At 37.5% G+C, this 22,287-nt stretch carries 19 protein-coding genes and 1 other annotated feature (1 of these 20 cut by a window edge); all 19 genes read left to right on the top strand.

Annotation, left to right across the window (positions count from 1 at the left end; genetic code table 11):
- Window positions 1-179: 179 nt before the first annotated feature.
- The 19 genes from DF281_RS04450 to dnaI all read left to right on the top strand — a co-directional run bounded on the left by DF281_RS04450 (window position 180) and on the right by dnaI (window position 22,183).
- Entirely contained in the window at window positions 180-842 is a 663-nt protein-coding gene (locus tag DF281_RS04450) for a FadR/GntR family transcriptional regulator (RefSeq protein ID WP_109349042.1), read from the top strand.
- Window positions 832-1,680: an acetyl-CoA carboxylase, carboxyltransferase subunit beta gene (gene accD, locus DF281_RS04445; RefSeq protein ID WP_109349041.1), complete on the top strand. Its 849-nt coding sequence runs from the start codon at window positions 832-834 to the stop codon at window positions 1,678-1,680. Before DF281_RS04450 ends, accD begins: the two co-directional genes overlap by 11 nt.
- Before the next feature lie 2 nt (window positions 1,681-1,682).
- A complete protein-coding gene (accA, locus tag DF281_RS04440; RefSeq protein WP_109349040.1) occupies window positions 1,683-2,633 on the top strand; it encodes an acetyl-CoA carboxylase carboxyl transferase subunit alpha in 951 nt (316 codons plus the stop codon).
- Between the two features lie 176 nt (window positions 2,634-2,809).
- Window positions 2,810-3,769, top strand: coding sequence for a 6-phosphofructokinase (gene pfkA, locus DF281_RS04435; protein ID WP_109349039.1), 960 nt, complete (start codon window positions 2,810-2,812; stop codon window positions 3,767-3,769).
- Between the two features lie 20 nt (window positions 3,770-3,789).
- Complete coding sequence (gene pyk, locus DF281_RS04430) at window positions 3,790-5,550, top strand: pyruvate kinase (protein WP_109349038.1); 1,761 nt, start codon at window positions 3,790-3,792, stop codon at window positions 5,548-5,550.
- Between the two features lie 40 nt (window positions 5,551-5,590).
- Window positions 5,591-5,980, top strand: coding sequence for an FxsA family protein (locus tag DF281_RS04425; RefSeq protein WP_109349037.1), 390 nt, complete (start codon window positions 5,591-5,593; stop codon window positions 5,978-5,980).
- A 449-nt stretch (window positions 5,981-6,429) separates the two neighbouring features.
- Window positions 6,430-7,545: a citrate synthase gene (citZ, locus tag DF281_RS04420; protein ID WP_109349036.1), complete on the top strand. Its 1,116-nt coding sequence runs from the start codon at window positions 6,430-6,432 to the stop codon at window positions 7,543-7,545.
- A gap of 98 nt (window positions 7,546-7,643) precedes the next feature.
- Complete coding sequence (gene icd / locus DF281_RS04415; protein WP_109349035.1) at window positions 7,644-8,906, top strand: NADP-dependent isocitrate dehydrogenase; 1,263 nt, start codon at window positions 7,644-7,646, stop codon at window positions 8,904-8,906.
- Window positions 8,907-9,460: 554 nt separating this feature from the next.
- Window positions 9,461-10,399 (top strand): malate dehydrogenase, encoded by a 939-nt coding sequence (mdh, locus tag DF281_RS04410; protein ID WP_109349034.1) that lies wholly within the window; start codon window positions 9,461-9,463, stop codon window positions 10,397-10,399.
- A gap of 125 nt (window positions 10,400-10,524) precedes the next feature.
- A complete protein-coding gene (locus DF281_RS04405; protein ID WP_109349033.1) occupies window positions 10,525-10,971 on the top strand; it encodes a MaoC/PaaZ C-terminal domain-containing protein in 447 nt (148 codons plus the stop codon).
- A 48-nt stretch (window positions 10,972-11,019) separates the two neighbouring features.
- A complete protein-coding gene (locus DF281_RS04400; RefSeq protein ID WP_109349032.1) occupies window positions 11,020-11,745 on the top strand; it encodes a response regulator transcription factor in 726 nt (241 codons plus the stop codon).
- Window positions 11,745-13,286: a two-component system histidine kinase PnpS gene (pnpS, locus tag DF281_RS04395; RefSeq protein WP_109349066.1), complete on the top strand. Its 1,542-nt coding sequence runs from the start codon at window positions 11,745-11,747 to the stop codon at window positions 13,284-13,286. The genes DF281_RS04400 and pnpS overlap by 1 nt, the downstream gene beginning before the upstream one ends.
- Before the next feature lie 239 nt (window positions 13,287-13,525).
- Entirely contained in the window at window positions 13,526-16,153 is a 2,628-nt protein-coding gene (gene polA / locus DF281_RS04390; protein ID WP_109349031.1) for a DNA polymerase I, read from the top strand.
- An 11-nt stretch (window positions 16,154-16,164) separates the two neighbouring features.
- The gene (mutM, locus tag DF281_RS04385) at window positions 16,165-17,037 is read left to right on the top strand and encodes a bifunctional DNA-formamidopyrimidine glycosylase/DNA-(apurinic or apyrimidinic site) lyase (RefSeq protein WP_109349030.1); all 873 of its coding nucleotides are present in this window, start codon (window positions 16,165-16,167) and stop codon (window positions 17,035-17,037) included.
- Window positions 17,038-17,048: 11 nt separating this feature from the next.
- Window positions 17,049-17,642, top strand: a complete 594-nt coding sequence (coaE, locus tag DF281_RS04380) for a dephospho-CoA kinase (protein ID WP_109349029.1) — start codon at window positions 17,049-17,051, stop codon at window positions 17,640-17,642.
- Window positions 17,643-17,800: 158 nt separating this feature from the next.
- On the top strand, window positions 17,801-18,820 hold the full coding sequence (locus DF281_RS04375; RefSeq protein WP_109349028.1) for a glyceraldehyde-3-phosphate dehydrogenase: 1,020 nt from the start codon (window positions 17,801-17,803) through the stop codon (window positions 18,818-18,820).
- A 195-nt stretch (window positions 18,821-19,015) separates the two neighbouring features.
- The gene (nrdR, locus tag DF281_RS04370) at window positions 19,016-19,483 is read left to right on the top strand and encodes a transcriptional regulator NrdR (RefSeq protein ID WP_109349027.1); all 468 of its coding nucleotides are present in this window, start codon (window positions 19,016-19,018) and stop codon (window positions 19,481-19,483) included.
- 33 nt (window positions 19,484-19,516) lie between these two features.
- The gene (locus DF281_RS04365; protein WP_109349026.1) at window positions 19,517-21,232 is read left to right on the top strand and encodes a DnaD domain protein; all 1,716 of its coding nucleotides are present in this window, start codon (window positions 19,517-19,519) and stop codon (window positions 21,230-21,232) included.
- Window positions 21,233-21,244: 12 nt separating this feature from the next.
- On the top strand, window positions 21,245-22,183 hold the full coding sequence (gene dnaI / locus DF281_RS04360) for a primosomal protein DnaI (RefSeq protein WP_109349025.1): 939 nt from the start codon (window positions 21,245-21,247) through the stop codon (window positions 22,181-22,183).
- A gap of 50 nt (window positions 22,184-22,233) precedes the next feature.
- Window positions 22,234-22,287, top strand: a binding site (T-box leader); it runs 181 nt beyond the window's last position.

The raw sequence follows: 22,287 nt of genomic DNA, 5'->3' as shown, positions 1-22,287 counted from the left end.
GTGTTTTATAACAAAGTACATTGAACGCGATTTTTGTCGTTCAGTGTGCTTTTTTGTTAGGCGAATAAAAAGTGTGATGGAGATGATCTTCAATTTATTACTTTACATCATCGTGAAAGTTCGTTATTCTAATTAAAAGTGGTCAGACCACTTTTTCTAAGACTGAAGGAGTAGATCAAATGAGTACAGAAAAATCCGCACCGAAGCGATTTATACAAATCGTAAAAGAGCTTCGAGAAATTATTCGAGTTGAGGAAATTCAACCTGGTGGTAAGTTACCTTCAGAGCGCGTTTTAGCTGAGAGGCTAAATGTCGGTCGGTCATCTGTGCGAGAAGCACTCCGCAGTATGGAATTATTAGGGCTGATTGAAACAAAACATGGTGGGGGCACTTTTTTATCAGATTTTAGAAATCATAAATTAGTGGAAGTACTATCAACATTCATTCTTCAAGAAGAAAAGGATTTAGTGAATGTTCATCACACACAGCAAATATTAGAGCGAGATGCAATTGTCGAGATCGCTACAGACGATCAACTACGAAAACTACCTGTATGGGAAAGTTTATTACACAATCTAATCGTCGATGGCACAATCGAAAGGGAGATTCTAATCCGTGAGCTAGTTGTGTCATCGCACAATCGACTCGTTTTTAAAATTTGGATGTTGCTTAATCAATTTGGCCAATCCATTTATCGCGGATTATCCGCTGAAATTGAAAAACCATTATTAGCAAAATTTATTAGCGAATTAATAGCAGGGCATCCGGCTGAGGCGGTTCAGGCTTATGAAGGTTGGATAGAATTGTTGACTAAAGGGGAGAATGAACAAGATGAGTATTAAAAATATTTTTTCAAAACCAAATAAAATTAAAAAAGCACAGGAACAAAATGATATTAAAGCAGGCGTAATGCATCAATGTTCAGAATGTAAACACGTTACTGTAACGAAGGATTTACAAAAGAATTTACATGTATGTCCGAAATGTAATTACCATCACAAAATTAACTCTACAGAACGAATCGCACAAACTTTGGATGAAGGTACATTCGAATCGATGGATGATCATTTAAAAACAGTCAATCCACTTGGTTTCCCAGGATATGTTGAAAAAGTGGAAATCGATATTGCGAAAACTGGTCTAAATGAAGCGGTACTAACTGGTACAGGTGAAATTGATGGCAGACCAATCGTTATTGCAGTTATGGATTCATTTTTCCGTATGGGTTCGATGGGGTCAGTAGTAGGGGAGAAAATTACGCGTGCAGTCGAAAAGGCGACAGAGTTGAAAGTGCCATTTATCATTTTCACTGCAAGTGGTGGCGCAAGAATGCAAGAAGGCGCATTATCGTTAATGCAAATGGCGAAAACGAGTGTTGCACTTGAAAAACATAGTCGCGAAGGTAACTTATACATTTCAGTTATGACGCATCCAACAACGGGCGGTATTTCTGCAAGTTTCGCATCAGTAGGAGATTACAACTTTGCTGAACCACAAGCATTGATTGGCTTTGCAGGTCGCCGCGTAATTGAACAAACGGTACGCGAGAAATTACCTGATGACTTCCAAACAGCAGAGTTTTTATTAAAACATGGTCAATTAGATAAAATTATCCCAAGAAATGAAATGAAACAAACATTAAGCACAATTGTGAAATTACATACGAAAGGGGCAAACTAATCATGGAACAAATCTTGCCATTCGAAAAACCATTAATTGAACTACGCGCTAAAATTGATGAACTGAATTCAGTTACGACGGAAGCGAATATCGATTTCTCAGAAGAAATTGCACATCTGGAAACGAAATTAGCAAAACTACAAGATGAAATCTACTCGAATCTTGAAGCATGGGATCGCGTACAAATTGCGCGTCATCAACAAAGACCGACAAGCCTTGATTATATTCATGCGATTTTCGATGAATTTATCGAACTACACGGCGACCGCAACTACGGCGATGATGAAGCATTAATCGGTGGAATTGCGAGCATTGATGGCCAAGCTGTTACGATCGTAGGTCACCAACGCGGTAAAGCAACGAAGGAGAATATTCGTCGTAACTTCGGTATGCCCCATCCAGAAGGATACCGTAAAGCATTACGCCTAATGAAACAAGCGGAGAAATTCAATCGCCCAGTAATTTGTTTCGTTGATACGAAAGGTGCTTATCCGGGTAAAGCGGCTGAAGAACGTGGTCAAAGTGAAGCGATCGCACGTAATTTAGTGGAGATGGCTGGCCTAACGGTTCCAGTAATTTCAATTGTAATTGGTGAAGGAGGGAGTGGTGGCGCATTAGGAATTAGTGTTGCCAATCAAATCTATATGCTTGAAAACTCTACTTTCTCTGTTATTTCTCCAGAAGGAGCGGCATCAATCTTATGGAAAGATGCATCACTTGCGAAAACAGCTGCAGAAGCAATGCGTATTACTGCTCCGAACTTAAAAGAATCGGAAGTAATTGACGATGTAATTCAAGAAATTCCTGGTGGAGCGCATAAAAATCAAGATGAACAAGCAGTTTATGTTGCTGCCGCTATTCGTAAAGGTTTAGCCGAACTAAATCAACTTTCAAAAGATGAGTTAGTTGAGCAACGCTATGCTAAATTCAGAAAAATTGGGTCATTTGCGTAAATAAAATATTTCCAAAGTTTAATATTACGGTTATGATAGGGTATAAATGAGAGAGAAGGCTGTTTCGGAGAATAGAATATATTCATCGTAACAGTCTATTTCTTTCAACAAATAGCTACTAAATCTGTACTAATAGTGCTATTGTGTAAAATGTACTCACTTGCAGGAGGGAAAACATGAAAAAAATTGGCGTATTAACAAGTGGTGGAGATTCACCAGGTATGAATGCAGCGATTCGTGCTGTTGTTCGTAAAGCAATTTATCATGATTTACAAGTCGCAGGTATTTATCATGGTTACCAAGGTCTAATCGAAGGCAATATACAAGATTTAGCAATTGGTGATGTTGGTGATATTATTCAACGAGGCGGAACAAAACTTTACTCTGCACGTTGTTTGGATTTTAAAGAAGAAGCTGGTCAGTTAAAAGGAATTGAACAGTTGAAAAAGCATGGAATTGAAGGATTAGTTGTCATCGGTGGAGATGGTTCATATAGAGGAGCACTCGCATTGAGCAACCACGGATTCCCTTGTGTAGGTGTTCCTGGGACAATTGATAATGATATTTCAGGCACGGATTATACAATTGGTTTCGATACAGCATTGAATACTGTTATTGACTCTATTGATAAAATTCGAGATACTGCTACTTCACATGATCGCTCGTTTATTATCGAGGTTATGGGAAGAGATGCTGGTGACTTAGCACTTTGGGCTGGTCTTGCTGGCGGAGCAGAAACAATTTTAGTGCCGGAAGATCCTTTCGACATTGACGATATTGCGATGCGTTTAAAACGCGGACGCGATCGTGGTAAAAAACATAGTATTATAGTTGTCGCAGAAGGTGTTATGACAGGACATGAATTACAGCAAAAGCTAATGGAAAAGGCAGATATTCCAACCCATGTTTCTGTACTTGGACATATTCAAAGAGGTGGTTCACCGACTGCCCGTGACCGAGTACTCGCTTCACAAATGGGGGCGAAAGCTGTAGAGTTACTGTTACAAGATATTGGCGGCAAGGCTGTTGGTATTCGCAATCGTGAAATACTTGCTTACGATTTTAACGAAGTGTTTGATGGTACGCATGAGTTTGACGAGAGTATGTATAAATTATCTAAAGAACTATCGATTTAAGAAAATTGGAGTGACGCATAATGAGAAAAACAAAAATCGTTTGTACGATTGGTCCAGCAAGTGAATCAAAAGAAACTTTAATGAATTTAATAGAAGCAGGCATGAACGTAGCGCGCCTTAACTTCTCTCACGGTAGCCATGAAGAACATGCAGTCCGCATTCAAGCAATTCGTGAAACAGCAAAAGAAATGAATAAAATTGTAGCGATTTTATTAGATACGAAAGGTCCTGAAATTCGTACGCACCAAATGGAGAATGATGCAATTGAATTAGTGACAGGTCAGAACTTAGCAATTTCTATGACGGAAGTTTTAGGAACGAATGAAGTTTTCTCAATCACTTATGAAAAATTAATTGAAGATGTTCAAGAAGGCTCAATTATTCTTTTAGATGATGGACTAATTGAATTACGTGTAACTTCTCTTGATTCAGCAAAAGGCTTGATCCATACAGTAGTTGAAAATGCTGGAACATTAAAAAATAAAAAAGGGGTTAACGTACCTGGTGTTTCTGTTCAATTACCTGGTATTACGGAAAAAGATGCGAGCGATATTTTATTCGGAATCGAACAAAACGTTGATTTCATCGCTGCTTCATTCGTTCGTCGTGCAAAAGATGTACTTGAAATTAGAGAATTATTAGAACAAAATGGCGCAGGTCATATCCAAATTATCCCGAAAATCGAAAATCAAGAAGGCGTTGATAATATCAACGATATTCTAAAAGTTTCTGATGGTTTAATGGTTGCTCGTGGAGATTTAGGTGTTGAAATCCCTGCTGAAGAAGTTCCTGTAGTTCAGAAAAACCTTATCAAAAAATGTAATAAACTTGGTAAACCAGTAATTACAGCTACTCAAATGTTAGATTCAATGCAACGCAACCCACGTCCGACTCGTGCGGAAGCATCAGATGTTGCGAACGCAATTCTTGATGGTACAGATGCAATCATGCTTTCAGGCGAAACTGCAGCTGGACTTTATCCAGTAGAGTCAGTTACGACGATGGCGAAAATTGCTGAACGTATTGAAGATACTTTAGATCATAAAGCAATCGTTCGTGCACAAAGTAAAGAACAAGGGATTAGCATGACGGATTCAATCGCTCAATCTGTAGCTTATACTTCAATTAACCTTAAAGTTTCTGCAATTTTAGCGCCAACTGAAAGTGGTTATACTGCTAAAACAATTGCGAAATATCGTCCAGGTGTTGCTGTTGTAGCAATAACTTCATCAGAAGTTACAGCGCGCAAACTAGCATTAGTTTGGGGTGTAATGCCAATCGTTGGTGAAAAAGTACGTAACACAGATGGTATTTTAGAACTTTCAGTACAAGAAAGTTTAAAACACGGTTTCGTATCTTACGGTGATGTAGTTGTAATTACTGCGGGTGTTCCAGTAGGTCAAGCAGGTACTACGAACTTAATGAAAGTTCATGTAATCGGCGACATTTTAACAAAAGGCCAAGGTATTGGTAAATCAGTTACAAATGGTAAAGCGCTAGTTGTGAAAAGTGCAGAAGAAGCGAATGCAGTAGATACGAAAGGTCGCATTATTGTAACGATTGGTTCTGATCGTGAAATGATGCCAGCTGTATCAAATTGTGCTGGATTAATTACTGAAGAAGGCGGCTTAACTTCACATGCAGCAGTTGTTGGACTATCACTAGGAATTCCTGTTATTGTAGGGGTTAAGGACGCAACAAAAGTGATTGAAAACGATCAAGAAATTTCGATGGATGCCACTTCAGGTGTTGTTTATCAAGGTTTTTCAAGCATCCTTTAAGACTATTTTTCGTCCTTTGTTTTAAAAGGGGAGAATCGAAATGCGTAAATTTCTACTAATTATTCTGCTCATTCCTATTATTGAAATTGCTTTCGTCTTACTATCAGGTAAGTTAATTGGAGCTTGGTGGACAATTGCATTAATTGTCATCACTGGTTTACTCGGCATCTATTTACTAAAAAGTGAATCGAAACGAGTGAAGCGAGAGATTGAAGCCAGTGTCAAACAAGGCTTGCCACCAGGTCCGGTATTAATCGAAAGTGTATTATTAATCATTGCGGGTATTTTATTGGTCTTACCTGGTTTCCTCTCGGATATTTTAGGAATTCTGTTAATTCTTAAACCTATTCGAAGACTATGGAGACCATTGATCGAGAAATGGATGCGCAAGAAATATTCAAATAGTAATGTAGTCGTTTATAGAAGATAAAAAACTTAGAGAAAATTTCTCTAAGTTTTTTATTTTTTCGTGTAGGTAAAAAGTGAGTCCTATCAAGTGTTGTTTAATATTAAATGAATAAAAAGATATAGTGAAGTAGCAACTTGTGAAATGAAATGAGTTTTATTTTAACAGAAAATGGATAAAAATAACCTCAATTGTGTATGTAATGAATAAAAATGGATGTTAATTGGGATAATTTTGAATAAAGAGGGATATTTCACTGTTTTCTGTTTCGCCAATTTTCTGTTTAATGTATGCAATAATCTATTAAAAGTATCGAATTGATAAAACAATGCCTTTTCATTCACAAATAAGACAAAATTGATTATAATGGACATTGTAAGCGATTTACTTATAGGTTCATATGATATTTTTGGGGTAACCTTTTCTCGAAGAAAAGTGTTACGAAAGAAGAATGTTAAAAGGAGAGATATATTATGGCATCAACTAAAGGTTTAGAAGGTATCGTAGCTGCAGAAACTAAAATTAGTTCTATTATCGATGACACTCTTACTTACGTAGGATACAACATTGATGACTTAGCAGATAACGCATCATTTGAAGAGGTAGTTTACCTACTATGGCATACTCGTCTTCCAAAAGCTGAAGAATTAGCTGAATTAAAACAACAACTAGCTGACAACATGGAAGTTCCTGCGTCAATCGTTGATTTATTCAAATCTATGCCACTTAACACAGTACATCCAATGGCTGCACTACGCACAGCTGTATCGATGTTAGGTACTTTTGATGATGAAGCAGATGTTATGGAATCAGAAGCGAACTACCGCAAAGCAATCCGTCTACAAGCTAAAATTGCTACTGTAGTAACTACTTTTGCTCGTGTTCGTAATGGTCAAGAACCAGTTGCTCCAAAACCAGAGCTTGGTTACGCTGCAAACTTCTTATACATGTTAAAAGGTGAAGAACCAGCTGCAATCGAAATTGAAGCATTCGACAAAGCTCTAATCTTACACGCTGACCATGAATTAAATGCATCTACATTCACTGCACGTGTTTGTGTTGCTACATTATCTGACGTATATTCAGGTGTTACATCTGCAATTGGCGCTCTTAAAGGTCCATTACACGGTGGAGCAAATGAACAAGTTATGAAAATGTTATCTGAAATTGGTTCAGTAGAAAACGTTGAAACATATATCCAAACTAAATTAGACAACAAAGAAAAAATCATGGGCTTCGGACACCGTGTTTACCGTAAAGGTGATCCACGTGCGCCACACTTACGCGCAATGTCTGAAAAACTGACTAAATTAACTGGTAAACCAGAACTTTATGATATGTCAGTTAAAATTCATGATATGATCGTTACTCAAAAAGGTCTTCCAGCTAACGTTGACTTCTTCTCAGCGTCAGTTTACGATTCTTTAGGTATCGAACACGATCTATTCACACCAGTATTTGCAGTATCTCGTACTTCTGGTTGGGTAGCTCACATCTTAGAACAATATTCAAACAACCGTTTAATCCGCCCACGTGCTGAGTACGTTGGACCTGGAATGCAAAAATACGTTGCAATTTCTGAAAGATAATACGGCTTTGTAATTGTTATGATATAATGAAAAATGTCATGGGGCGGGGCTGTTTAGCACTAGCCCCATGATTATGAATATAGTAGGAGGCGCAATTCATGTCTGAAAAAATCGTAGTAGAAAATGGTGTACTTAACGTACCAAACAATCCAACAATTCCTTTCATTATCGGTGACGGTATTGGTCCTGATATCTGGAACGCTGCATCTCGCGTAATCGACGCTGCAGTTGAAAAAGCATTCGGTGGCGACAAAAAAATCGAATGGTTAGAAGTTTTAGCTGGTGAAAAAGCATTCAACAAAACTGGTGAATGGTTACCACAAGAAACTTTAGACAAAATCAACGAATACTTAATCGCTATTAAAGGTCCACTTACAACTCCAATCGGTGGCGGTATCCGTTCTCTAAACGTAGCATTACGTCAAACTCTTGACCTATATGTATGTTTACGTCCAGTACGTCACTTTGACGGTGTTCCATCACCTGTTAAAAAACCAGAAGACGTTGACATGGTAATCTTCCGTGAAAACACTGAAGATATCTACGCTGGTATCGAATACAAAGCTGGTTCAGATGAGCAAAAGAAATTATTAAACTTCTTACAAACTGAACTAGGTGTTAACAAAATTCGTTTCCCAGAAACTTCAGGTCTTGGTATTAAACCAGTATCTAAAGAAGGTACAGAACGTTTAGTTCGCGCTGCAATCAACTATGCAATCGAGCACAAAAAACCATCTGTTACTTTAGTACACAAAGGTAATATCATGAAATTCACTGAAGGTGGATTCAAACAATGGGGTTACGATTTAGCTGCTAACGAATTCGGAGATCAAGTATTCACTTGGGCTCAATACGATGCAATCGTTGAAGCTGAAGGCAAAGAAGCTGCTGATGCTGCTCAAGCTAAAGCTGAAGCTGAAGGCAAAATCATTGTAAAAGATTCTATCGCTGATATCTTCTTACAACAAATCCTTACTCGTCCAAAAGAATTCGATGTTGTTGCAACAATGAACCTTAACGGCGACTATATTTCAGATGCTCTAGCTGCACAAGTTGGTGGTATCGGTATCGCTCCAGGAGCAAACATTAACTATGTAACTGGTCACGCGATCTTCGAAGCTACTCACGGTACAGCTCCAAAATATGCTGGGCAAGATAAAGTAAACCCTTCGTCAGTATTGCTTTCAGGCGTATTAATGCTTGAACATTTAGGTTGGCAAGAAGCTGCTGATTTAATTACTAAATCAGTAGAAAACACAATCTCTTCTAAAGTTGTAACTTACGACTTTGCTCGTTTAATGGATGGCGCTACAGAAGTTAAATGTTCAGAATTCGCTGATGAACTAATCAAAAATCTTTAATCTTTAATATATAAAGAAGTTGGAAGGTATTCGCCTTTCAGCTTCTTTTTTGTCTTTTAAATATGGGTTCTATTATATATGTTGGGGTCTTAAAACAATTCACGTTATAACTTTCAGGAATAGTGTGGCCCTTTTTCAGCAAGAGACCTCTTTATTCCTTTAAAGGTTTGTTGTATGTGAAAAAAAGGGGGAAGCACAGATGCACCAATTCCTCATTATACAAATCAATTGACGAGAAAATAGGGACATCACTCTCTATTGTCATTCGTCTTTTTAATCATGTCATGTAATTAACAAATAATTGTGAACGATGAATATATTGGAGATAAAAATACAAGGGAACTCCAATTCGTTATTGCAATGTGAAAAATATGTTTAAGCACTCCAGTTTTTAGATTGTGACAAAAGATGGACAGATTGGATAAAATATACCATATGACAAACGTAATTCTTTTCAATCAGTTATAATGAAAGAGAATCATGTTTATTGAATGGGTGGTTCACTTTTGGGGTATAGCTATGTAAGTCATTCTTATTTGAAGGAGTGTTTGTGTATGTCTTTACAAAGAAAGAAAATAACGGTAGTAGGTGGCGGTTTCACAGGTGCAACAGCTGCATTTATGGTTGCACAACAAGAATTAGGTGATGTCGTACTCATTGATCTAGCGAGAGTGGAAAATCCGATAAAAGGTAAATCACTTGATATGGAACAAGCTGCGCCGATCCAAATGTTTAACGCGAAAATTAAAGGAACTTCAGATTATGCTGATACGGCTAACTCAGATGTCGTATTAATTACGGCAGGAGTAGCAAGAAAACCAGGGATGAGTCGTGATGATCTTGTCCAAATTAATCAAGGTGTTATGAAAAGTGTAGCGAAGCAAATTGCTACTTATTCACCAAATGCTATGGTAATTGTGCTAACGAACCCTGTTGATGCAATGACATATACTGTATTGAAAGAGACAGGATTCCCTAAAAATCATGTCATCGGACAGTCGGGCGTATTAGATACAGCTCGCTTCAGAACATTCATCGCAAAAGAATTAAATGTATCTGTTAAAGATGTATCGGGCTTCGTATTAGGTGGGCATGGCGATACAATGGTGCCTTTAATTCGATATTCTTCAGTTGGAGGAATACCTGTAAGTAAATTATTATCAGAAGAAAAAATCGAATCAATCGTCAACCGGACGCGTACAGGTGGTGCTGAAATTGTTAATTTACTAGGTGACGGCTCAGCATATTATGCTCCTGCAGCTGCAATGGTAGAGATGACAGCGGCGATTTTAAATGACGAAAAACGCATTTTACCAGCGATTGCATATCTTGAAGGTGAGTATGGATATAACGAAATTTGCTTAGGTGTGCCAACGCTTTTAGGGAAAGACGGAATCGAGAAGATTTTCGAATTAGATTTAGAACCAGTTGAAAAAGAAGCGCTGGATCAATCAGCTGCAGCTGTCAAAGACGTGTTGAATATTTTAACTTAATGTAGTGAAGGGGAATTCAGATTGGATGAATTCTCCTTTTTTTATGCGGAAATTGTAGTTGTAACTTTTGTTCTTTCCAGTTCAATGTTAATATAAGGTTATGAAGGTGTAAAAGGGGGAATTCTGTGCTACTTAGCAAAGACTATAGGCTCGGTAAATCATTTGAAGAGCTAGAGGTTGGTGCTTCACTGCAAATCACAGAAAATATTGAAGATAAAGATTTACTACTTTATCTTGGCTTAACAAACGATAGTAATCCACTCTATATTCAACATGAATATGCTGCATTAACAAAGTATGAAAAACCAATTGTTCCAGCGATTATGTTAAATGGGATTGTCACTTCGGCGATTTCAAAATACTTACCTGGACCTGGCTCATACGTTTCAGCAATACAATTGAATTATCCTACACCTATGTATCATAATGAAACTTTGCAAATGCATTTGCAAATCATTAGTAAGCGTGAGGATACGAGAGATATTATCATTCGAATAGAAGGTAAGAATCAATCAGAGGAAGTTGTAATTTATGGAGATGTTACAGTATTACCACCGACGAAACTAGTATAGGATCTAATGTTTGAAATGGGGGTTTCAAAACATTATCGGAGGTCGAATATGACAAACACAATTTTAGTAGTAGAAGATGAGCAATCAATTGCCACATTATTACAATATAATTTAAAACAAGCTGGATTCGAAGTTATTATTGCAAATGACGGAGAAGAGGGCTTACATAAAGCAATCGAGCATAAACCAAATCTGATTTTATTAGATTTAATGTTGCCGAAAATGGACGGTATGGAAGTATGTAAGGAATTGCGTATTCAAAAAGTTGAAACGCCGATTATTATGCTTACAGCTAAAGATGATGAATTTGATAAAGTTTTAGGACTTGAGCTCGGAGCAGATGATTATATGACGAAGCCGTTTAGTCCTCGTGAAGTAATCGCTCGAGTAAAGGCTGTACTAAGACGCTCTAAAGTTGCAGAACCTGCAGTAGCGGGGGCGAAAGAGAAGTTATCAGATAGCGAGAAGACATTCCATATTGGTGCATTAAACGTTTATCCAGAGCGATTCGAAGCGACTTTAGATGGCGAAGAATTAGAATTCACGCCGAAAGAATTCGAATTACTCGTGTACTTATTAGAACATAAAAATCGTGTCCTAACACGTGATCAATTATTAAGCGCGGTTTGGCATTATGATTTCGCGGGCGATACACGTATTGTCGATGTCCATATTAGTCATTTACGCGATCAAATCGAAGAAAATAGTCGTAAACCGAAATACATTAAGACGATTCGAGGTTTAGGTTATAAATTTGAGGAGCCTAAAGGATGATGAAATCTTTAAAAATACGTTTACTCACTGCATTTGCATTCGTATATGCTGTAATTTTAGCTGGTCTAGGCTTTGTATTAGGTCAGCTTTTTCCTGTCTATTTAGAAAATACAATTCGTTCAAATAGCGGGCAGTTACATGAAAACTTAACGAATTATCTTACATCAGAAAATATCAAATTAAATGCAAAACAGCAAAATGATATTCAAAATCTATTGCCATCTAGCTTTCTTTCAGAAGAGTTAACGGAAACGCGCTGGCATTTCTGGTTAGTCTTAATCATCGCGTTGATCTCAGTGTTTATTTTATTAATGCTGACGACGAATCATTTATTTAAGAAACTTTCATCTTCGGTAGAGCATGTGACGCATACTGCATTAGAGCTTGCGCAAGGCAATTATCGAGCGAGAGCATTTGAAACGAATGATGGCGCAACAACTCAATTAAGTAAATCAATCAATGTCTTAGCGCGTAATTTGCAAGACATCATGTTAACGCGTGAAGTGGAGCAAGAGCGACTCAAAACGCTTATTGATAATATGGGAAGTGCACTTGTTATGATTGGGCGAGAAGGCGAAATTTCGGTCGTGAATAATAGTTTCCTATCTGTATTCAATCGTGAATATGAAGACGTTCAACATCATGTATTTCGCGAAATAGGTGTCGATCAAAGCTTAGAAGAATTTGTCGATTATGTCTTTATGACGGAAACACCGTATCGTAAACAAATTCTACTTGTCATTAATAATCAAATTCGTCATATGGAAGTGTATGGCGCACCTGTGATCGGGGAACATGGTCATTGGCTAGGTGTCGTCATCGTCATGCATGATATTACGGAATTGAAGAAATTGGAGCAAGTGCGTAAAGATTTCGTGGCGAATGTATCGCATGAACTGCGTACGCCGATTACGTCCATTAAAGGTTTTTCTGAAACATTAATTGACGGCGCTTATAAAGATGAAGAAACATTATTATCATTTTTGGATATTATGTATAAAGAGAGTAATCGACTGCAATCCCTTGTTCAAGATTTACTAGAACTATCTAAGATTGAGAAGGAAGGATTCACAGTAGATTTAGTGAAAACTTCATTAACTGAAATCGTTAATAGCAGTGTTGAGATGGCGAAAATTCAAATCGAAGAAAAAGAAATGACGATTAATCTGAAACAAAAAGATGAGGAAGTGCAAGTTTTAGGTGATACAAATCGATTAACACAAGTAGTCGTCAACCTTCTTGTTAATGCGGTAACTTATTCGAAACCTCAAAAACAGATTGATATTACTGTTTCAATTCAAGGTAATTATGGAGCTGTAGAGATTCGTGACCAAGGGATCGGTATTCAAAAATCTGAGATTCCGCGCGTATTTGAACGATTCTATCGTGTTGATCGTGCGAGAAGTCGTAACTCAGGTGGAACAGGTCTAGGACTTGCGATTGTAAAACATTTAGTAGAAGCGCATGAAGGTAAAATTGTCGTGAAAAGTGAAGAGGGTGTTGGGACGACAATGCGTGTCTTAATCCCATTAGCTCGATAATTTACATTCCCTTTACAAAATGCAAATAATACATTCACATCCGCTTGATATACTGTGTGTATGAAGCCCCCTTCATACATGAATATCCCCTAATTACAGAATAATTGATCAAGAGTAAGGAAACTTACGTGAAGTTTACATTTCGCGTGTTTTCTTACTCTTTTTGCTTGTCGTTTTCTTATTTGAACAGTCGCGTGGTAGAATAGAGTAGATGAATATACGAACAGGAGTGTGATGAAATGACGCAGGAAAAATTATTATTACTGGACGGAAATAGTCTAGCGTACCGCGCATTTTTTGCTTTACCACCATTAACGAATAGCCAAGGGATTCATACGAACTCTGTGTATGGATTTACAACGATGCTTCAAAAAATATTGGAAGAAGAACAACCTACACATATTTTAGTTGCATTTGATGCAGGTAAAACGACATTTCGCCATAGCACATATACAGAATATAAAGGTGGAAGACAGAAGACACCACCAGAATTATCGGAGCAGTTCCCGTATTTACGTAAACTAGTAGAAGCTTATAATATGAAGCGTTATGAACTTGAAAATTATGAAGCGGATGATATTATCGGTACACTTGCACGTCAAGCTGAAAGCCGAGGATTACCAGTTGTTGTTATTTCTGGAGATAAGGATTTAACGCAATTGGCGACTGACAATACGACGGTTTATATTACGAGAAAAGGTATGACAGATATCGAGCATTACACTCCGGCTCATATCGAGGAAAAATATGGCCTGAAACCACTTCAAATCATTGATATGAAAGGGTTAATGGGCGATGCTTCGGATAATATTCCAGGCGTACCTGGCGTTGGAGAAAAAACAGCCATTAAACTATTAAAAGAACATCCGTCAGTAGAGGAAGTTTATGAAAATATCGATGCGATGAAAGCTTCTAAAATGAAAGAAAAGCTTGTAGCAAATAAAGAACAAGCACTGATGAGTAAGGAATTAGCGACGATCTTACTGGAAGCACCAATCGAAGTGAAGGTTGACGATTTGAAATGGGATGGCCCAAATGTGGATGAACTTTTCACACTTTGGAAAGAGCTAGACTTTAAAACATTGATTGAGAAAAGTGAATATGAATCAGAAGAACATGAAACAATGGAATTGGATTATAAAATTGTGGATGATTTAACTGATAAAGAACTAGTGACAGGCTTAGCGATTCACTTAGAAATCGAAAATGAACATTATCATACCGCGCTACAACTAGGTGTAGCATTTGTAAATGAAGAACAGGCCTATTTTGTAACGTATGAAAATGTACTTAAAAGTGAATCAATCAAAAATTATTTAGAAGATGAGCAAAAAGTGAAATATGTTTTTGATTTGAAAAAACATCAAGCTGCGTTTGCGAGAGATGGCATCAAACTACAAGGGATTGAGTTCGACCTATTGTTAGCGGCGTATATTGATGATCCTGCATTCGCTTCAGATGATGTAGCGGCAGTGTCAAATCACTATCATTATTCGGATATCCAATCTAATGAAGTCGTGTATGGTAAGGGCGCAAAACGTACAAATCCAGAAGGTGAAGCACTTGCTGAGCATGCATGTCGCCAAGCGTTAGCGGTCTTTACAGTACGTGATCGTGTTTTGAAGAAATTACATGAAAATGAACAATTTGATTTATACAATGAAATCGAACTTCCTCTAGCGAAAGTACTAGCAGGTATGGAGATTGAAGGGATTCGTGTGGAAGCATCTACTCTTGAGGAAATGGGTGTGGAAATAAAAGCACGTTTAGCAGAAATCGAAGCGAATATTTATGCTGCAGCAGGTGAGAAATTCAATATTAATTCGCCAAAACAACTAGGCGTCGTATTGTTCGAAACACTTGGGCTTCCGGTAATCAAAAAAACGAAAACAGGCTACTCAACAGCGGCTGATGTATTAGATAAATTAAAGCCAGAACACGATATTATCGAACATATTTTACAATATCGCCAACTTGGTAAATTACAATCAACATATATCGAAGGTTTGACGAAGGAAATTCATGCGGATGATCATAAAATCCATACGAGATACCAGCAAGCATTAACGGCGACAGGGCGCTTAAGTTCAACGGATCCAAATCTACAAAATATCCCGATTCGATTGGAAGAAGGTCGTAAAATTCGCCAAGCATTCATTCCTGAGAAAGAAGGATGGCAGTTATTCGCAGCCGATTATTCTCAAATCGAATTGCGTGTACTTGCGCATATGTCACAAGATGAAAACTTGATGCAAGCTTTCTTACACGGTTTAGATATTCATACGAATACAGCAATGAAAGTATTCCACGTGGAAGAAGATGCTGTAACTTCGAATATGAGACGCGCAGCAAAAGCGGTTAACTTCGGTATTGTATACGGAATTAGTGATTATGGACTTTCTCAAAACTTAGACATTAGCCGTAAAGAAGCAGCTGAATTTATCGAACGTTATTTCGAAAGTTTCCCAGGTGTCAAAACCTATATGGAAGACATCGTAAAAGAAGCGAAATCACAAGGTTATGTCACGACATTATTAAACCGCCGTCGCTATTTACCAGACTTAAATTCAAGTAACTTCAATTTACGTAGTTTTGCAGAACGTACTGCTATGAATACGCCAATCCAAGGTAGCGCAGCTGATATTATTAAAAAAGCGATGATCGATATGGATTTAGCTTTAAAAGAGCATAAGCTGCAAGCGAAAATGCTATTACAAGTACATGATGAATTAATTTTCGAAGCACCTGTTGAGGAAATTGCAATCTTAGAAAAATTAGTGCCAGAAGTAATGGCGAATACAGTTAAATTAGATGTACCATTACTTGCAGATTATTCTGCTGGGAACACTTGGTACGATGCGAAATAGGAAGTGGAAAAATGCCTGAATTACCAGAAGTAGAAGGTGTCGTTCGATCGTTGAAACCTGTTGTTGAAGGCAAGACGATTCAAAGTGTGCAAATATCACCAACTGTTAAGGCAAGTCATGAAGTGGGGAAGCAAAGTATTGTCAAAGGTACAACGCCTGAACAATTGATTGAACACCTTGAAGGGATGAAAATTGTAAAAATTACGAGACGTTCAAAATACATTCTATTTGATTTAGAAAGAGACGGTCAGCAATTTAAAATGATCAATCACCTTGGTATGTCGGGTGGTTGGTTTGATTTGAAGAATGCTGAAGAAATTCAAGAAGGTAAATTTCAAAATCATCGCCATGTAGAGTTACAATTAGATGGGGATCAAACGCTAGTATATGCGGATATTCGCCGATTTGGAGAAGTGAGATTAGTTGAAAATTTAGCTCAATTCCCACCAATTCTCAAATTAGCACCTGAACCATTCGATGCAGATGCGAAGCAATATTTTCTTGATTGCTGTAACTTACCAAAGTATAAAAATAAAGAAATAAAAGCGGTCATTATGGATGGCCAAGTGCTTTGTGGCTGCGGCAATATATATGCGACTGAAGCATTGTTCCGTGCAGGGATTAGACCAGGACGGAAAACATCCCTTATAAGTGGGACGAAGAAAGAGCAGTTATTCGACACGATTGTTGCTGTATTGCTTGAAAGTATTGCGTTTGGTGGCTCTTCTATTTCAGATTATCGAAATATTAATGGTGAAGCTGGTGGGATGCAGGACCGATTGAAAATGTATGGGATGAATATTTGCCCAATGTGTCATACTAATACAAAACAAAAAACAATCGCAGGACGGAATTCTTATTACTGTCCTAATTGTCAAAAATAGAGGGTGAAATTATGATTATTGGATTAACAGGAAGTATCGCAAGTGGGAAAAGTACAGTTGCGAAAATGCTTGAAGAAATGAATTTTCCAATCGTCGATGCAGATCAAGTTGCACGTGTCGTAGTCGAACCTGGAAAACAAGCTCTTCAAGAAATTGTAGAACAATTCGGCGAGGATATTTTACTTGAAGATGGTCAATTGAACCGTCAAAAATTAGGCAGTATTATCTTTCATGATCCATCAAAAAGAACGGTTTTGAATGACATCATGCATCCAGCTATTCGCAAAGAAATGTTGGCACAAAGGGATTGCTGGGTAGAGCAAGGTGCGGAAGTGGTCGTCATGGATATCCCGTTATTATTTGAAAGTAAGCTACAACACTTTGTTGAAAAGATCTTAGTTGTTTCGGTTAAGGAAGACACACAATTGACAAGATTGATGGAGAGAAATCAGCTTTCTGAAGAAGATGCGAAAGCGAGAATCAGCTCTCAATTACCACTTTCGGTGAAAGAAGATGGAGCAGATGCAGTCATTTATAACAACGATTCAGTCGAAAAAACGAAGGAACAATTACGCTATATTTTAAAAGAATGGGGCATTCAATAATTGGTAATTTTTTGACGCAGTAATCGCATGTAGGAATAGTCAGAAAATAAAAACTTTTGATTTTAACGTGAATTCTGTTCGACTTTGAGTTTAATGTGTTATACTAATTCACATAAAACATATTAAAAGAATTTCTTTTAAAACAGGAGGATATTTTCATGACAGTTTCTATTGCTATTAACGGATTTGGCCGTATCGGACGTATGGTGTTCCGTCAGGCGATACTTCAAGATGATTTAAATGTTGTTGCTATTAACGCTAGTTATCCATCGGAGACTTTAGCTCACTTAGTAAAATACGATACTAACCATGGTCAATTCGCAGGTACAGTTGAAGCAGCTGAAGGCGCTTTAATCGTTAACGGTAAACGTGTAAAAATCGTTTCAGAACGTGATCCACTTAACTTACCTTGGACAGAACTTGGTGTTGACATCGTAATCGAAGCAACTGGTAAATTTAACGATCGCGACAAAGCAGCTCTACATCTAGAAGCAGGCGCTAAAAAAGTTATTTTAACAGCACCTGGTAAAAACGAAGATATTACAGTAGTAATGGGCGTAAATGATGAGCAATTAGATTTAGCGAAACACGATGTTATTTCTAACGCTTCATGTACAACAAACTGCCTTGCTCCTGTAGCGAAAGTATTAAACGATACATTTGGTATTGATAATGGTCTAATGACGACTGTTCACTCATATACAAATGACCAAAAAAACATTGATAACCCACACAAAGACTTACGTCGCGCTCGTGCGTGTGCAGCATCAATCATCCCTACTTCTACAGGTGCAGCAAAAGCATTAACATTAGTGCTACCTGAATTAAAAGGTAAACTACACGGAATGGCTCTTCGCGTACCAACTCCAAACGTTTCTTTAGTTGACTTAGTTGTCGATTTAAACCAAGACGTTACAGTTGAAGAAGTGAATGCTGCATTCATCAAAGCTTCTGAAGGTCCATTAAAAGGAATCCTTGATTTCACAATGGAACCATTAGTATCAATCGACTTCAACACGAACCCAGCATCAGCTACTATTGATGGCTTAACTACTATGGTTATGGGCACTCGTAAAGTGAAAGTTCTTGCTTGGTACGATAACGAGTGGGGTTACTCAACTCGCGTTGTAGATTTAACTCAAAAAGTTGCACGTGAATTAAATTCTGTTGAAGCTTAATCGCTAACTTTTCAAATGAATCCTCGGTTTATACGCTCGTACATATTCGTACAGCGTACTAAATCGAGGTTTTTTTGTATAAAAAGTTCTGTTTCATATGAAATTGTCGGAAAAAACGACGAATATTCGATATTAAATAGGATTATTTGTTATAATAGATAAACTAAATAGTATTTAATTCAGGAGAGAAAAAATATGAGATGTCCTTCTTGTCAATATAATGGAACAAAAGTAATTGATAGTCGCCCAGTTGATGACAACAAAGCGATTCGTCGTCGTCGTGAATGTGAATCATGTGGTTATCGTTATACAACATTTGAAAAAGTAGAAGAAATGCCTCTAATTGTCGTGAAGAAAGATGGCTCTCGTGAAGAGTTCAGCCGCGAGAAAGTATTGAGAGGTTTAATTCGTGCTTGCGAAAAACGCCCGGTAGCACTAAACGAACTAGAGGAAGTTGTTTTTGCAATTGAACAAGATTTACGTAGAGCTGGTAACGGCGAAGTGAAATCTGAAGATGTAGGTGAGAAATTAATGGATCGCCTAGCAAAAATCGATGAAGTTTCATATGTTCGTTTTGCTTCAGTATATCGTCAATTTAAAGATATCAACGTATTTATCGATGAGTTGAGAGAATTAATTGAACGCCAAGAAGATGAAATATAAAACTACTTAAATTAGTAGAAGGAGGGGAACGCTTTGCAATTATTAAATGAATTACGTCCAGTAGATCGATTTATTACTCAAATCCCGTTCCCTCTTTCCAGCTATGAAAGAAAACTCGTTACTTTGCTGTACCAACCTTTGATTGGACCAGAACCAATTAGCTTGTACTTTCAACTTTGGGCTGAGGGAGAGGACCGAGAAGAAGTTAATTATTCCCACTACCATTTGATGAATAGTTTAGGGATGTCGATTCATGCCATTTTTAAAGCTCGAATTGCATTAGAGGCGATTGGTTTGATTCGTACATATAAAAAAGAGGATGACCAATTTCGCTATTTCGCGTATGATGTCATGCCACCACTAGAGGCTCGTCGCTTTTTTGATGATCCTCTATTATCTATGTTCCTTTTTAGTAAAATTGGCGAAAAAACATACCGTTCATTGCGTCAACGCTTTTTACCTAAAGGTGTATCAAAAGAGGGTATGGAAGAAGTGTCACGTCAATTTACAGATGTGTACAAACCGATTCAACAACATATGCCAGCGAATGATTTCGAACAGCCGATTATTGAGAAACCAATCGATATTCCTTTCGAATACAGAGAATTCGACTTTAATTTATTATTCACTAGTTTGAGTGAGGCGATGATTCCGCATCGTTATTTGACACCAGAAATCAAAGAATGTATTGCGAAAACAGCTTTCACCTACAATTTCAATGCTTTAGATATGAAAAATGTATTGATTTTAGCGATTCAAGATGATGATACGGTGTCACCAAGTGCCATCAGAAAAGCAGCAAGTGAATTTTATAAATTAAATGTTTCGAAAACACCACCAGAAATCGCCATGATGAATCCATCAGAAGAGAAATTCGATGAGAATAAAGGGTGGGGAAATCGTTACGAGGAGCTTGTAGAGTATTTTGAAAAAACAAGCATGATTGAAGTTCTTAAAGGTGTAAATAATGATCAAGAGCCATTCGAACAGGATATTGAATTATTTGCGGACCTAGTCGGTAAATATGAAATGGAAGTCCCTGTTGTCAATGTGTTAATTCATTATGTTTATTTGAGTAGTGATTTAGGGATGAACAAGAAATTCGTCCAAACAATCGCTGCCAATTGGCGTAAAAAGGAGATTTCGACAGCAGCTCAAGCTATGAGAGAAGCGAGAGATTTCATCGATAAAAAATCGCCAACTACGAAAAAGAATCCAATCGAAAATACACATCAGAAATTCTTGCTATTACAATCAGCAGCACATAATTTTTATCAAACGGAAGTTGCGAACAAGCAGAAAATTAAAACCTTTGAGCATCTAGAAGCAGATTTCATTCAACTAGTAAGCAAAACAGAACCGATTACTATGTTAAATCTGTTGTCTGACGGCAAAGAACCTTTTTCAAAAGACATAAAAATCGTCAAAGACTTTGCGGCTAAATATGAATTTGAAAATCCCGTTTTAAACACATTACTGCATTATGCGTACTTCATTAGTGAAGGTAGTTTAAATGCACCTTTCTTAGAAGCGATCGCAAGCACTTGGCGTAAAAATGAAGTGAAAACTGTTGAAGAAGCGATCAAAGTCGCGTCGAATCAACGGAAGTCAAATGCTCAAAAATATGGGAAGACAAGTTATTCAGGTGGCGCGAAGAAAGAATTGCCAAAATGGATTAATTCTTCCGAAAAGCCGAGTAACCTAGCTCAACTAGAAGAACTTGAAAGACAGTTCAAAAAAAATAAGTAGGAGGTGGCGTATATGAAACCAATTCAAAATGAACTGAATAAGAAAATGGATGCTCAATTCCAAGAGAGATTTCAATCAATTCAAGAAGAATTGTTAGCCGATCCTCAAATCCAAAAATTTGTTCAAGAGAATAAAGAAGTAACAAGCGAAACAATTGAAAAAGGCTTAGGGAAATTATATGAGTTTAAAAATCAGCAACATGATTGCGCAGAATGCCCTTCGGTAAAAGAGTGCGTTAATACAATCGGTGGTTTTGTACCTAAATTGTCATTAACACGAGGGCTTATTGATATTGAGTATTCGCCTTGCCAACAAAAACTAGTAGAAGATGAGCGCCGTAAAACGGAGAATATGATTTCAAGTATGCATATGCCGAAAGATGTCTTAAAGGCGACGTTGGATGATATTCGAATTTATAGTGAAGAACGATCTGATTTGGCTGAAAAAGCGCGTGCATTTGTTGAAGAAGTGAAAACGACTGGAGAATTACCGCGCAAAGGCTTTTATTTATATGGTGATTTTGGTGTTGGTAAGTCATTTTTACTCGGAGCCATTGCCAATGAGCTTGCGACTCTTAAAGTAGCGACCGTATTAGTTTATGTACCAGAATTCCTTCGTGAGCTTAAAAATGCGATTGGGACTCCAAAACTTGAAGAGAAATTCGAGTTTGCAAAAAAAGCGCCTGTCCTGATGCTAGATGATATGGGTGCAGAATCGCTTACCGCATGGACGAGGGATGAGATTTTAGGTTCTATTCTTCATTATCGTATGGCAGAGCAGTTACCAACTTTCATCTCATCAAACTTAGATTATGATGGATTAGAGGCATCTATTTCTAAAACGAATAAAGGCGAATTCGATCCGGTGAAAGCGAAGCGGATTATGGAACGAATAAAAGCTATTACAGAACCGATTTTCTTAAAAGGCTTTAATTTAAGAGATTTTAATTAAAATGAATGTTGCAACAATAAGAAGTTAGGTTTATAATTGCAAGCATACTATTAAATGCACGGATAAGGACAATAATGGTTAGCACAACTTTCAGAGAGGGATAC

The organism is Kurthia zopfii, assembly GCF_003143955.1.
Taxonomy (GTDB): Bacteria; Bacillota; Bacilli; order Bacillales_A; family Planococcaceae; genus Kurthia; species Kurthia zopfii.
This window is presented reverse-complemented; position numbering and strand designations above follow the sequence as displayed.

Bases quoted from the DNA above. Each gene is read 5' to 3' on its own strand.
- citZ (WP_109349036.1), top strand. From the start codon at position 6,430: ATGGCATCAACTAAAGGTTTAGAAGGTATCGTAGCTGCAGAAACTAAA.
- accA (WP_109349040.1), top strand. From the start codon at position 1,683: ATGGAACAAATCTTGCCATTCGAAAAACCATTAATTGAACTACGCGCT.
- DF281_RS04400 (WP_109349032.1), top strand. From the start codon at position 11,020: ATGACAAACACAATTTTAGTAGTAGAAGATGAGCAATCAATTGCCACA.
- icd (WP_109349035.1), top strand. From the start codon at position 7,644: ATGTCTGAAAAAATCGTAGTAGAAAATGGTGTACTTAACGTACCAAAC.
- coaE (WP_109349029.1), top strand. From the start codon at position 17,049: ATGATTATTGGATTAACAGGAAGTATCGCAAGTGGGAAAAGTACAGTT.
- mdh (WP_109349034.1), top strand. From the start codon at position 9,461: ATGTCTTTACAAAGAAAGAAAATAACGGTAGTAGGTGGCGGTTTCACA.
- pyk (WP_109349038.1), top strand. From the start codon at position 3,790: ATGAGAAAAACAAAAATCGTTTGTACGATTGGTCCAGCAAGTGAATCA.
- pnpS (WP_109349066.1), top strand. From the start codon at position 11,745: ATGAAATCTTTAAAAATACGTTTACTCACTGCATTTGCATTCGTATAT.
- pfkA (WP_109349039.1), top strand. From the start codon at position 2,810: ATGAAAAAAATTGGCGTATTAACAAGTGGTGGAGATTCACCAGGTATG.
- mutM (WP_109349030.1), top strand. From the start codon at position 16,165: ATGCCTGAATTACCAGAAGTAGAAGGTGTCGTTCGATCGTTGAAACCT.
- polA (WP_109349031.1), top strand. From the start codon at position 13,526: ATGACGCAGGAAAAATTATTATTACTGGACGGAAATAGTCTAGCGTAC.
- DF281_RS04375 (WP_109349028.1), top strand. From the start codon at position 17,801: ATGACAGTTTCTATTGCTATTAACGGATTTGGCCGTATCGGACGTATG.
- accD (WP_109349041.1), top strand. From the start codon at position 832: ATGAGTATTAAAAATATTTTTTCAAAACCAAATAAAATTAAAAAAGCA.
- dnaI (WP_109349025.1), top strand. From the start codon at position 21,245: ATGAAACCAATTCAAAATGAACTGAATAAGAAAATGGATGCTCAATTC.
- DF281_RS04450 (WP_109349042.1), top strand. From the start codon at position 180: ATGAGTACAGAAAAATCCGCACCGAAGCGATTTATACAAATCGTAAAA.
- nrdR (WP_109349027.1), top strand. From the start codon at position 19,016: ATGAGATGTCCTTCTTGTCAATATAATGGAACAAAAGTAATTGATAGT.
- DF281_RS04425 (WP_109349037.1), top strand. From the start codon at position 5,591: ATGCGTAAATTTCTACTAATTATTCTGCTCATTCCTATTATTGAAATT.